This is a genomic window from Enterococcus sp. DIV1094 (assembly GCF_017316305.2).
Lineage (GTDB): Bacteria > Bacillota > Bacilli > Lactobacillales > Enterococcaceae > Enterococcus_B > Enterococcus_B mangumiae.
The window spans coordinates 88,342-101,981 of sequence record NZ_CP147250.1; the positions used below are offsets into that span (position 1 = coordinate 88,342).

General features: G+C 40.1%; 12 protein-coding genes. 1 reads left to right on the top strand and 11 read right to left on the bottom strand.

What is annotated here, in order from left to right; all coding sequences use genetic code 11:
• Positions 1–47 precede the first annotated feature (47 nt).
• From DOK79_RS00395 to DOK79_RS00440, 10 genes are all read right to left on the bottom strand, one after another.
• A complete protein-coding gene (locus tag DOK79_RS00395) occupies positions 48–902 on the bottom strand; it encodes a phosphate ABC transporter substrate-binding protein PstS (protein WP_206853655.1) in 855 nt (284 codons plus the stop codon).
• A gap of 346 nt (positions 903–1,248) precedes the next feature.
• The gene (gene cls / locus DOK79_RS00400) at positions 1,249–2,697 is read right to left on the bottom strand and encodes a cardiolipin synthase (protein ID WP_206853653.1); all 1,449 of its coding nucleotides are present in this window, start codon (positions 2,695–2,697) and stop codon (positions 1,249–1,251) included.
• A gap of 202 nt (positions 2,698–2,899) precedes the next feature.
• Positions 2,900–3,784, bottom strand: a complete 885-nt coding sequence (gene ftsX / locus DOK79_RS00405; RefSeq protein ID WP_277989366.1) for a permease-like cell division protein FtsX — start codon at positions 3,782–3,784, stop codon at positions 2,900–2,902.
• Positions 3,777–4,463 (bottom strand): cell division ATP-binding protein FtsE, encoded by a 687-nt coding sequence (gene ftsE, locus DOK79_RS00410; protein WP_206853647.1) that lies wholly within the window; start codon positions 4,461–4,463, stop codon positions 3,777–3,779. Before ftsE ends, ftsX begins: the two co-directional genes overlap by 8 nt.
• Positions 4,464–4,574: 111 nt before the next feature.
• A protein-coding gene (gene prfB / locus DOK79_RS00415) for a peptide chain release factor 2 (RefSeq protein ID WP_206853645.1) occupies positions 4,575–5,673 on the bottom strand; the annotation gives its coding sequence in 2 pieces (ribosomal slippage) (positions 4,575–5,600 and positions 5,602–5,673; 1,098 coding nt in all).
• Between the two features lie 396 nt (positions 5,674–6,069).
• A complete protein-coding gene (gene secA / locus DOK79_RS00420) occupies positions 6,070–8,604 on the bottom strand; it encodes a preprotein translocase subunit SecA (protein ID WP_206853642.1) in 2,535 nt (844 codons plus the stop codon).
• Positions 8,605–8,819: 215 nt separating this feature from the next.
• Positions 8,820–9,371: a ribosome hibernation-promoting factor, HPF/YfiA family gene (gene hpf, locus DOK79_RS00425; RefSeq protein ID WP_010734910.1), complete on the bottom strand. Its 552-nt coding sequence runs from the start codon at positions 9,369–9,371 to the stop codon at positions 8,820–8,822.
• Between the two features lie 136 nt (positions 9,372–9,507).
• Entirely contained in the window at positions 9,508–10,209 is a 702-nt protein-coding gene (locus tag DOK79_RS00430) for a ComF family protein (protein WP_206853626.1), read from the bottom strand.
• A complete protein-coding gene (locus DOK79_RS00435; RefSeq protein WP_206853624.1) occupies positions 10,190–11,515 on the bottom strand; it encodes a DEAD/DEAH box helicase in 1,326 nt (441 codons plus the stop codon). Before DOK79_RS00435 ends, DOK79_RS00430 begins: the two co-directional genes overlap by 20 nt.
• A 243-nt stretch (positions 11,516–11,758) precedes the next feature.
• Complete coding sequence (locus DOK79_RS00440; RefSeq protein ID WP_010734907.1) at positions 11,759–12,049, bottom strand: DUF7662 domain-containing protein; 291 nt, start codon at positions 12,047–12,049, stop codon at positions 11,759–11,761.
• A gap of 134 nt (positions 12,050–12,183) precedes the next feature.
• Between DOK79_RS00440 and DOK79_RS00445 the strand changes: the two genes are divergently transcribed.
• Complete coding sequence (locus DOK79_RS00445) at positions 12,184–12,828, top strand: YigZ family protein (RefSeq protein ID WP_206853755.1); 645 nt, start codon at positions 12,184–12,186, stop codon at positions 12,826–12,828.
• Between the two features lie 81 nt (positions 12,829–12,909).
• On the opposite strand, the gene DOK79_RS00450 is transcribed toward DOK79_RS00445, so the two are convergent.
• Positions 12,910–13,617: a GntR family transcriptional regulator gene (locus tag DOK79_RS00450; RefSeq protein WP_206853622.1), complete on the bottom strand. Its 708-nt coding sequence runs from the start codon at positions 13,615–13,617 to the stop codon at positions 12,910–12,912.
• Between the last annotated feature and the right edge of the window lie 23 nt (positions 13,618–13,640).

Genomic DNA, 13,640 nt, shown 5'->3' on the forward strand with positions numbered 1-13,640 from the left:
TAACATGTAAATTTTTTGCTAACTTTGTAAATTTTGTGTAAAGATGGTTAATTCACCACATTACCTTCCCAATCGCGTTCAACTTCCATTCTCGAAACCGGAATATAGCCTAGATCACCGACAATATTGTTTTGTACTTCATCAGACAAGATGTAAGCTAAGAAGTCTTTCGTCAATTGACTTGTTTCTTTTCGTGTATACATATGTTCATATGCCCAGATCGTCCAATCATTTGTCGTTACATTCTCTTCAGTTGGTTCCACACCGTCGATTTTCAATGTATCTACATCTTTTGATACATAAGAAAAGGCCACGTAGCTGATTGCTCCTGGTGTATCAGCAACGATTTGACGAACCATTCCACTAGAATCTTGTTCTTGTGAACGAATCGCTGTCTCGCCGTCTAAGACCCATTTTTCAAAAGTAGCTCTAGTTCCACTGCCTGCTGCGCGGTTCAAGATGACGATGGGCTGATCTTTCCCACCTAATTGTTTCCAGTTCGTTAGTTCACCAGTAAAAACTTTTCTCAAATCTTCCATTGAAATGTTTTCGATACCGACTTCTTTATTGACGATCGGTGTGATACCGACAACTGCCACTCGATGGTCGATCAATGCAGCTGCATCGATTCCTGATTTCTCTTCTGCAAACAAATCAGAATTCCCGATCTCCACAGCTCCTGATTGGACTTGAGATAAACCAGTCCCGCTTCCTCCACCTTGTACATTGATAAATTTACCAGGATTTTCTGACTGGTAAGTTTCAGCAACCGTCTCCACTAAAGGCTGTAAAGCGGATGATCCGACCGCTGTGATTGATTCTCCTTGATCGACTAGGTTTGAACACCCAGACATTGTTATGGCTAGTACAATCATTGGTAATAATAAACGTAATTTTTTCATTAGAAATCTCCTTCAATCCTAAAGTAAATCCATTTTAACATTTTCATTATTACTTGAAAATCAATTGATTTTATTAAATAACAAATAATTTAATATAATTGAAAAAAATACTATCTCAATAAATTTTTCTATGCTATACTGGCATTGAAATGTGTCTCTGTACCAAGCAAGCATTAACTTATTTCTTGCTTTCCCCAAAAAACAAGAAATACCCCAAAAGTTAATTCCCGCTCTTGCGAGACGCTTTCTCCATTTCTTGTAATGAACTACAGAAATGGCCCCGATAGAAAAGGACATGAAAATCTACTCTAACGAGTCTATTTCATGTCCTTTTTTGTTCACTTTTTTACAAGAGTGGGGAGACAAGACGAGCCAAGCCCTCTTTTAGCTTGATCACCAAACCTCGTGCCTCATAGCGTTCTTTTGTCAGGCGCTCAGAAACTTTCGCATCCTCAAAAAAAGCACCGCGAACTTGCGTGGAGAGTCGTTCATCATAGATCAATGTATTCACTTCAAAGTCTAGACGGAAAGAACGCACGTCGATATTTGCAGATCCTACGGAAACGATGCCGCTATCGATGATCATTGTTTTCGCATGGATAAAACCATTTTCATAGGTTTCGATGATTGCACCATATTCAATCAGTTCTGCAGCAAAAGAATATGTTGCCCAATAGACTAATGGATGATCTGGTTTGTTAGGAATCTGTAAATGGACTTTCACGCCCGACAATAAAGCCAATTTCAAGGCTTCATGAATCGATTCATCTGGAATATAATACGGTGTTTGGATCAAAATCTCTCGTTTAGCAAGTGAGATCATTTTAAGGTACGTCATTTTGATCTGTTCATGTTCTGAGTCTGGACCACTGGTTACGACTTGTAAAGCAATCTCCCCGCCTGAAGCAATGCTTGGGAAATAGCGTGCCGCATAGTTTACTTCTTTTGTATGTTGGGAATTCCAGTCCATCAAGAAACGGTTTTGTAACGCATAGACTCCTTCACCATAGATCCGTAGGTGATTATCTCGCCAATAACCAAATTTTTGTACGAGTCCCAAATACTCATTTCCGACGTTGAATCCACCGGTATAACCAATCTGTCCATCGATCACTACGATTTTTCGGTGATTGCGATAATTGATCCGCGGGTTCAAATAAGGAACAAAAAGCGGGAAAAAGAAAGCCACTTCTCCGCCAGCTTCCTTTAACTCATGGAAGAACTTAGATGAAACTTCTGTTGATCCCCACGCATCTAACAAGACCCTCACTTGGACGCCTCTTTTTGCAGCCGCAGTCAATGCTTGGCATACTTCAACGCCTAAGCTATCACTACGATAGATATAATACTGTAAATGGATGTGATCGGTCGCTTGATCGATATCCTCGATCAGACGGTCAAATTTCTCACGACCATCGGTAAATAATGTGACATCATTACTTGTGGTGTACAAGGTGCTTTCACCAACAGTCAACATGTAGATCAACTGTTTTACATCAACTTGTCCAGTAGGCGGGTGCGGGTAAAGCCCGCGCATCAATGCCTGCCGATCCTCTTCGATCTCTAAGTTCTTCCCGATCTTTCCTTGGATCTTCAAATCAAAAATCTTATCTTTTGAAATGCCTCGCCCAAAGAATATGTAAAGGAAAAAACCAAGGATCGGGATAAAAGTCAACACCAGCAACCATGCCCACGTCTGAGCAGTCTCTTTTCTTTCTGTAAATACGATTACTAGAGATAATAGTGTATTCGTAAGTAGCAAGATCGTTGAAAAATTATCAAAAATAATATCCATTGTTTCACCTCTTGTCTGGCTATCTTCTCTAGGATAGCGAAGTTGTTTTGTTAAGTAAAGAAAAAGTATCGATTTACCTGTTATATGCTTTGGTCAGAGCGTTTTTTAACTTAGACAAACAACTTTCCTAATAAAATAAGAAAAATTTTGCGTACAAAAAAACCAGCAGGATCGCTCCCACTGGTCTGTTTCATATCGTAAATTAAAATTTCAAAAATCTTCTCATTGAAATAATCGAACCTAATGAACCAATGATGACACCAATACCGGCCATCAATACGTCGATTTTCCAAACGATCTCCTGTGGCTGTATCAACGAGTAATTTGAGCGCAACAAGGTTGGATTGAGTAAACCATAGATTTGTTGATACCCAAATGTAATGATCAATACAGGAAGAATCGCACCGATCAAACCGATCCAACCACCTTCCAAGAAGAACGGCCAGCGGATATAGCCATTTTTGGCACCAACTAAGCGCATGATCTGGATTTCTCTTTGGCGGGAAATGATCGTAATACGAATCGTATTTGAGATCAAGAACATCGCAACGAACAATAGTAATGCAGCAGCTGCTAAGCCCCACGTACGAACAGCAGCGGCGATATCAAAGATACGGTCAGATGAAGTTCCGCCGTAATCCGAACGGAAAACATTTTTCAACTTCGCTGCTTCTTCAGAAACTTCTTTTGTATGTGAAGGTTCTGTCGTTGTTACTACGTACACATCATACAACGGATTGCCGTCCCCTTCAAACAAACTCCATGAATCACCCATTTGATCTTGGATTTTCTTTAATTCCTGATCTTTACTTGAAAAATCAACGTTCTTGACATGATCAAGCTCTTTCAACTCTTTTTCGAGTGTTTCCATGTCTTTTTCACTTGTTCCGATATCAACGAATACTGAGACATCTACGTTGCCTTCAATATCTTCAGCTAATTTAGTCGCATTCATGATGATCGCCATAAATACACCGACTAGTGTCAATGTGATCGTTACTGCACTGATCGAGGCGATCGTCATCCAACCGTTTCGTTTTAAACTTTTGATACTTTCTAATAAATGGCGGAAAAAGGTTCTAATCATCGTATCCATATTCCCCTTCCGCTTGGTCACGAATAATCCGGCCATTCTCAATAGCGATTACTCGGTGACGAATTGTATTAACGATCGTACTATTATGTGTCGCCATAACGACAGTCGTTCCTTGTGCATTGATTCGATCCAATAACTTCATGATCTCCCATGAGTTTTCCGGATCCAAGTTTCCTGTCGGTTCATCTGCAATCAGTACTTTCGGTGTATTCACGATCGCTCGTGCAATCGACACACGTTGTTGTTCCCCACCTGATAGTTCACTTGGGAAAACACGTACTTTATGCTTCAAGCCAACGAGGTCTAACACTTCCATTACCCGTTTTTTAATGTCGCGAGGCTTTCTGCCGATTACTTGCATCGCATAAGCGACATTTTCGTATACCGTTTTTCGAGGTAATAATTTATAGTCTTGGAACACTACTCCAATTTCTCTACGTAAATAAGGTACTTCACGATCCTTGATTTCCATTAGATCATGGCCAGCAACGTTCAACGTGCCTTTCGTTGCTTTTTCTTCTCGGTACATCAACTTGATGAATGTAGATTTACCAGCACCAGATGGTCCTACTACATAGACAAACTCTCCTTGGTCAATGACGATCGAGAGATTTCGGATAGCCGTGGTACCATTTGAGTACTTCTTCATTACATCCTTCATTTCAATCATGGCGTTCTCTCCATATCTTTTCAGTCTTTAGTCATTATAGCATGGGAATGTTTCAGCTTGCTTGCGAAATCTTACAATTTTATTTCAATTTACTGCCAAGACGATCATCTCTTAAATGTGCATTTTTAAGTAACCATCGATGAACGGGTCTAATTCACCATCCATCACCGCTTGAACATTACCTGTTTCTACATTTGTTCGGTGATCTTTGACCATTGAATAAGGATGGAAAACGTAAGAACGGATCTGTGAACCCCATCCGATTTCCATTTGTTCGCCACGCAACGCAGCTGCTTCTTGCTCTTTCTTTTCCACTTCTAATTGATAAAGTTTGGCTTTCAGCATCCCCATCGCTTGTTCGCGGTTTTTTAATTGTGAGCGTTGTGCCTGACTGGCAACGACAGTACCTGTTGGCAAATGAGTGATTCGAACCGCAGATTCAGTTTTATTGATGTGCTGTCCACCAGCTCCACTTGCGCGATAAGTGTCGATCTTCAAATCATCAGGGTTGATCTCGATATCGATCATGTCGTCTAGTTCCGGCATCACGTCCACCGAACAAAAGGATGTATGTCGGCGTTTCGCAGAATCAAACGGTGAGATCCGGACTAAGCGATGCACCCCTTTTTCCGATTTCAAATAACCATAAGCATTATGCCCTTTGATCAACAATGTCACACTTTTGATACCCGCTTCATCACCTGCTTGATAGTCTAACATCTCTACTTGGTAACTGTGTTGCTCTGCCCAACGTGTGTACATGCGCAACAACATACTTCCCCAGTCTTGAGACTCTGTTCCACCAGCACCTGGATGAAGCTCAACGATCGCATTGTTGCGGTCATAAGGTCCATCTAATAACATCGCTAATTCATAAGTCGTCATCTTTTCTGCTAAAAGGCTGATTCGTTCTTGCGCCTCTTCTTGCATTTGCGCATCTGGCTCTTCTTGTAACATTTCCACCATCAACTCTAATTCTTCTAACTCTTGAGCAAGTTCATTGAACTGGTCATAGGTTTCTTTGTTTGTGTTGTTTTCATTGATTACTTTTTGTGCTGCTTCACTATCATCCCAAAAACCTGGTTCAGCCATTTTTGCTTCTGCTTCAGCAATATCTTCTTCCAGCTGATCTAAGTCAAAGAGACCCCCTAAAACTTGTGACTTTCTCTTGCATTTCGGTTAGGAGGTTTCGAATCTCAGAAATTTCCATTTCGATTTCCTTCTTTCTGTCTAATCTTCATTGTTTAGTCTACCAGAATCTTGTGCGAACAGAAAGAATAAGATGCGACTGCACGTGCTTCTTCCTCTCACCCAGTTCTTATAAATAGTAGAGATTTGTGTGTGCCAAAAGCAACCTCTTCGGAAATAAGGTGAAATCCACAAAAATTCAACGAACAATTTTTGCGGATTCCACCTTATTATTAGAGGCTGAATATTTCTTGACCTCAGGGTATCCATACCAATCGAAAATTGGATTTTAGGAATCCCCTAACTATTTTTGTTTGTAAAGAGAATCGCTCAGAAAGGTGTGAGCGAAGTTTTTTCTTCTATATTTTTCAAGTAGCGCTAATCAATCTCAATGATTTATTTTTCTGATCACTAAAGGTTAATTAGCATTTTTACCATGACAGTTTTTGAATTTCTTGCCACTGCCACATGGACATGGGTCGTTACGTCCCACTTTGTTGACGTTGACAGGTTGTGATTTCACATTCAAGCGACTGTTTTCTTTCGCGTCACCTTCCGTTGGTTGAACAGGTTGTCCTTGAGACACTTGTTCACGTTGAACGTTTTGACGGATCTCAGCTTTCATAAAGATACGTGTCACTTCATATTCGATCGCACCGATCATGTCTTCAAACATTTTATATCCTTCTGTTTGATATTCAACAAGCGGATTGTTTTGTCCGTAGGCACGTAATCCAATCGATTGACGCAATTGATCCATCGCATCGATATGGTCTGTCCACTTAGAATCGACGACACGTAAGATCACAACTTTTTCAAACTCAAGCAATTGCTCAGGGCCATTTAGTTGTGCTGCTTTCGTGTTAAAGATTTCTTGCGCTTTTTCATTTAAGAAATCTTTGATTTGTTGTGGTGTCTTGCCTTCTAGATCAGCCATTGAAATGCTGTCTTCATGGACAAGTGTACTACCGGCAAAGTCAACGATCCCTTCAAGATTCCAGTTTTCTTTTTCAAGTTGTGTATGTGCATCCACCACTCGACTGATCGTGCGTTTGACCATATTCATCAATGGTTCAGATAAACTTGTTTCTTCCATGATCACGTCTTGGCGTTGTTTATAGATGACTTCACGTTGTTCACGCATCACGTCATCGTATTGAAGAACGTTTTTACGTGTATCGTAGTTGTTTCCTTCGACACGTTTTTGCGCAGATTCAACTTGTTTCGTCAACATCTTGCTTTGGATCACCGCATCTTCTTCACCGATCTTCATGCGTTCTAAGAATGCTTTGATTCGTTCTGAACCAAATCGTTTCATCAAATCATCTTCAAGAGACAAGTAGAATTGTGACATCCCTGGATCTCCTTGACGACCTGCACGTCCACGTAACTGGTTATCGATACGTCTTGATTCATGACGCTCTGTACCAATAACAGCTAAACCGCCTAACTCACGGACTCCTAAACCTAACTTGATATCCGTTCCCCGACCGGCCATGTTCGTCGCGATCGTCACTGCTCCTTTTTGACCAGCATTCATGATGATCTCGGCTTCTTTAAAGTGGTTTTTCGCATTTAAGACTTCATGAGGGACGCGTTCTCGGTTCAATAGATCAGAAAGCAATTCAGATGTTTCAACTGCAACCGTACCTACAAGAACGGGTTGACCTTTACGGTAACGATCTTTGATGTCTTGAACAACTGCATTGAACTTGCTAGTTAATGTCGGATAAAGTAAATCTGGACGATCATCACGAATGACCGGACGATTTGTAGGGATTTGGATTACTTGGATGTTATAGATTTCTCTAAACTCTTCTTCTTCTGTTTTCGCTGTCCCTGTCATACCAGACAATTTTTTGTACATACGGAAATAGTTTTGGAAGGTGATCGAAGCCATTGTTTTGGTTTCATCTTCGATCTCCACGCCTTCTTTTGCTTCGATTGCTTGGTGCAACCCGTCAGAATAACGACGTCCATCCATGATACGACCAGTAAATTGGTCAACGATCATTACTTTACCGTCTTGAACCACATAATCGATATCTAAGATCATAATATAGTTCGCACGTAATGATTGATCGATATGATGCGTCAAGGCAGAATTTTCGATATCGTATAAGTTATCCAAACCGAAAGTTTCTTCTGCTTTTTCGATCCCTGATTCAGTCAAACTGATCGTTTTTGATTGTACGTCGATCTTATAATCTTCTTCTTCTTTCAAGCGTTTGACAAAATTATCTGCACGAGTATATAAAGCAGTTGATTTTTCTGCTTGTCCAGAAATAATCAATGGTGTTCTAGCTTCATCGATCAAGATCGAATCGACCTCATCGACGATTGCATAGTTCAATGGACGTTGTACCATTTGATGACGGTATACGACCATGTTATCTCTCAAATAGTCAAATCCTAGTTCATTGTTCGTGCTATACGTAATGTCACAATTGTAAGCTTCACGTTTTTCGTCTGCTGATTTTGAATTGATATTCAAACCAACTGTCAAACCTAAGAAGTTATATAATTCACCCATTTCATTGGAGTCACGAGTGGATAGGTATTCATTGACTGTGACAACGTGAACGCCTTCTCCTGTCAAAGCATTTAAATAAACAGGCATCGTAGCAGTCAAGGTTTTCCCTTCACCGGTACGCATCTCTGGAATATTCCCATCATGAAGGACGATCCCCCCCATCAACTGGACAGGATAAGGGTACAAACCTAATACGCGCTTCGCTGCTTCACGAACCACTGCGAAAGCTTCTGGTAAAAGTTGATCTAATGTTTCCCCTTTTTTATATCTTTCTTTGAATTCTGTTGTTTTTGCTTGTAATTGTTCATCTGTTAATGCTGCCATTTCATCAGCATGAGCTTCGATTTTTTTTACAATACTTTCTAAACGTTTTAGTTCTTTCTTATCATTTTCGATAATCGAACGAATAAAATTGGCCATGCGTTGTGTAATCTCCTTTTATATAATATCCAAACTATGTAGACTCTTTTCCTATTTTATCATTAGTTGTGGATAAATGAAATAACTTACGTCAATTAAAGTAATATCTTCATAATTATTTCATATTCTTTTTCATATGCTCAAGCGAAAAAAAAGCTTGCAGTAGCCATCATAGGCCACTGCAAGTTTTTTTCATGTTATTATTTCGTTATTTATCAATCAGTTTCGATCAATCCATATTTGCCATCTTTACGACGGTAAACAATGCTTGTACCATTCGTTTCAGCATCTTCAAAGATGAAAAAGTTATGGCCTAACATATTCATTTGTAAGACTGCTTCTTCGCTGTCCATTGGTTTCAATGACAAACGTTTTGTGCGAACGATATCTAATTCAGATTCGTTTTCTTCTTCGTCTTCATTGTTGAACATAACCGCAGCGTTCGCTGTGTTCAAGCCAGTTTCACGAGATTTACGATTGATTTTTGTTTTGAATTTGCGGATTTGACGTTCCAATTTATCAACAACCAAATCAATACTTGCATATAGATCTGGTGAAGTTTCTTCGGCACGTAATACGAGATAAGGTAATGGAATCGTAACTTCCACTTTTGCTGTTTTTTCAGTATAAACTTTTAAATTCACATGCGCCGTAGCATCGGGAGCATCGCTGAAATAACGTTCTAATTTCCCTACTTTTTTCTCAACGTAGTCACGAATCGCTTCAGTTACTTCGATATTTTCGCCGCGTACATTATATCTAAACATAAAAACTACCCCTTTCATCTACCACAATCAAGAAGGAGAAGGACCACTCTTTCCCTCTTCTTATATCCATTATATCGAACTCCTAGGCTTTTGCAAACTAAATCGCTGTCATTTTACGATGGTTTCTATAAAAAGCTTATCTAGCAAGTGAGAACGTCTGTACTTTATTCGGTGACTGCGGAAAGAGGCATGAGGCTGCATGAAACATTGTTTGACCAGTCGTATAAACATCGTCGATCAACAAGATATTTTTTCCTTCGATTTTATTTTTATCTTCTTGATATACAAACGGCTGTGGCGTAGCAAGACGTTGTTCCCTTGTCTTCTTTGCTTGTGGTGTCTGGTGTTTTTCTCTCAGCAATAATTCTTGAAAAGGAAGTCCCGCAGCTTTTAACATTTCGCTGACTTGATTGAACCCTCTTTCTTTGATTCTTTCCTCAGACAATGGAATTGGACAAAAAATAAACGACTTGTAGCGTTTTCTCAATTCTTGCAATTCTACGATAAATGTCTGTGCCAACTGGATGTCTCCCATAAACTTATATTGTTTGAGCCAAGCTTGGAACGCTTTATCATAATGGAAAAAAGCTCGATGGCAAAATGCATAGTTAGGGTAACGCGCAATCCAAGTCAAACAGTCTTGACAATACCTGCTCTGAGCAATATCAAGGTTACTCACTCCTTTTTGACATCCCTGGCAGTGACGGTTGTCTTCTTGTTGGATACGTTGGAATAAGGAATGACAGGCAGCGCAACATCTAGGGATTTTTGCCAGCCCAAGCAATTCACTTAATTGCAAATTTCTGATGGATGGTTTCTTACAATAGACGCATTTCATCACGTTGCGCTTTTCCTTTTCTGTTCATTTGCTTGATTTCTTTACATGCTTTTGCAATCGCCAGTGTTTTTTCTTCATACAAGAAATAGACTTGGCTATTCGTAAATCCTCCCTTTCGATCCGCCCGCCCTGCGATTTGGACTAGGGACGATTTGCTGAATACAGGGTGGTCAGCACCTAAAACGATGACTGAGATTCGCTCAAAGGTCACACCACGCTCTAAGATCATCGTAGTCAAAAAAAGATCGTATTGCTGTTCTCTCATGCTCTGGACTTTTTGGCTACGCCTCTCATCTTTTGAAGAGGCAGATACAATGCGACATGAAAGTTGGTTTTTCAACTGATTTTCCAGTTGTTCCATTAATTGGATACTTGGGCAAAACAACAAGACGTGATTCTCTTTGATCAGTTCATGGATCAAACGGCGCAACGGTCGATTTTTTCTTGGGTGCAGACAGCGACTCGCCCACTTGTTCCAAAAAAGCAAGCTAGGTTCCGGCAATAACCGTTGATGAAAGCGCAAAGCCAGCTGGTGGATAGCCATCGTGGTTCGACTTTTTTTCAATAATCGGTCGTCTGGTGTCGCGCTTAAATAGATCAGTTTTCCGCTTGGTTGCAAAGCTGTTCTCACTGCGTAGTTCAAGCCTAGATCACCAACAAATGGAAAAGCATCGACTTCATCGACTACTAATAAGGCAAATGCCTGATAAAAACGGTACAACTGATGCGTTGTGCAGATCACTACGGAACTGTATCGATAAGGTTCTTTTGCTTTTCCATGAAGCAAACCAATCGTTTCTTCAGGAAACACATTCACTAGTCGGAGGTATAGTTCCTGACAGACATCGATCCTTGGTGAGGCAATAGCGACTCTATTGCCTTTTTCTAATGTCTTGCGGATACTCTCGTAAAGCATTTCAGTTTTACCTGATCCTGTGACTGCCCATACCAAATGCTGACCAGACTGCTCACTGAGTTCACTCGAAATCCGTTGTTGCAACACTGTCAGTTGTCCTTCCCAGCAGTATTTTACACGGCGTTCCTGCCCCTTTGGTTGTTCGAATAAGTAGAGTTGTTGCAAGTTATCGCAACGCCCTAAAAGTAGACAATGGGGACAGTAATAACAAGATTCGTTGATCTTTGCTTCTTGTAATGGCGTTCTTTGGCTGCAACGATTGCAGTAAACTTGCTTTCTTTTTAGTGTGACTGCATCGACCACTTTATACTTTGATTCCGTAAAATAATGTTCATTCCCGTCGACTTCTCTCGACAATAAACGGCGCCCATGAAAATCCTCCACTTGCATGTTCAATTCTCTCCTTTCGTAAAATAAATACGAAAAAAAAAAGATTCTCACGTGCAAAGGAGATACAAAAAAAGTATGAAACTGGAGTCTGAGAAAAAAGTAAAATTTACTTTTGCTGTATACCTAAAAAACGAATAAACGGCGGGAGCAGAAGTAACCTCTCACATCATACTGATATATGTAGCTAGTCCCTGGAACTGGACTAAAAGCAAGTGCTTGGATCTTCATCCAGTCGAAGAATGGTTATTCGTCAAACAACCAGCTGGATTTGACTAATTGGTTAAATACGATAAATTCTTTTTCTAGATTGATCACAACGACTTCATATCCTGCATTGATCCAACCATAGGCTCCTTTTTCAGGATGTTTGTAATCATTTGCCCACCAATCCGTACTTTCTCGCGCAGAACGGGGCAAGGCACTGCTTGGAAAAAGCAATTCATCGATTTGAGTGAAAGTCAACGTGATCTGAGAACCACCATTCGTTTTTAAATAATGAGTGATTGCATCATATTTTTTGACTCGTTCTTTCATTTTTACGCCCCCTCTCTTTTCTTCATTATCCCATATTCCTTTCGTTAAGCAACTATTAACATAATTGAAATGAAGAAAAAAATTCTCTATACTTGAAAAGAGAGAAGAACAAACCAATGAAAGTAGTGAGACAGATGTTAGAACGTTATTATACGATCAAAGAAAATGGTCAAAGTGAACTCGAAATAAAAAAATCACGTTTTATCTGTTCACTGAAACGTGTCGAAACGGAAGAAGAAGCCAAACAATTTATCCAAGAAACAAAAAAAGAACATTGGAAAGCCAACCATAATTGCAGCGCCTTCGTCATCGGCGAAAAAAATGAGATCCAACGAAGTAGTGACGACGGAGAACCGAGCGGTACTGCCGGTGTACCGATGTTAGAGGTCATCAAAAAAAATGAATTGATCAACGTCGCGGCTGTCGTGACTCGTTATTTTGGCGGAATCAAACTAGGCGCTGGAGGTTTGATCCGAGCTTATGCGCACTCGGTTTCCCACGCATTGCAGGAAATCGGAATCGTTGAAGGGACATTACAGCAAGAGTTGTCGATTCATCTTGCCTATCCACAGTTAGGAAAAATAGAGAATTTTTTAGAGCTCCAGCAGGTCAATGTCAAAGAGATCCTTTATACGGATAAAGTGATCGTTGTTTGTATGGTCAACGAAAAAGAAATCACTGCATTTCAAGAGTCGATCATTGAGCTATTGAGTGGTCAAGTGAACTTTACTGAGGGAGCTGTCTCCTATTATGAACAGCTCGTTCAACCAAAAGATTGATTTAAGCACTGTATAACAAAAACCAGAGAGTAGGCAATGGCATCGCAGCCTCCTATCCTCTGGTTTTTTGTTCACGTACGATCATCTTTCTAAATAAAATTCAAAACGATCGCCCACGTATTGCGTACGTACGTATTCAAAAGGTGTACCATCTTCGAAATAAGAGATTTGTCTTAATCGTAAGACCGCATCTCCTCGTTTGACATCCAAATATTCAGCAATTTTTTCTGAAGCTAGAACTGCTGAAATCGTTTGTTTGGCCGCACCGATTTTATTCCCTCTTTTTTCTTCAAGGGTTCGATAAAGCGACTCTGTAATCTCCGCTTTGCTGTACCCATCGATGATTTTTTGAGGAATACTGGCAATCTCAAAACAAATCGGGATATCATCAGCAAAACGAATACGTTCCATTCGTAAGATCGTATCCTCTTTATTTAGTTGCAATTTTTCCATCTCACTTGAACTTGGTGAAGTCAGAAAATAAGAAATCGTTCGACTGGATGGCACACGATTTTGTGACTCCATGATTTCGGTAAAACTTGTTGCGCCAGACATTTTTTCTTGAACCTTTTCTCGTGCAACGTAAGTTCCCGAACCGATTTTTCTTTCAAGAATCCCTTCGTCTGCTAAGTTTTGGATGGCTTGTCTTAAAGTCATTCGACTGACATTGAACTTAATGGCTAATTCTCTTTCTGAAGGAAGACGATCCCCGATCTTCCAAACGCCTTGCTCGATTTCACTTTTGATTTGATCATGGATTTGTATATATACCGGTAATTGATTCGACATAACATCTACCCGCCCTTTCATTT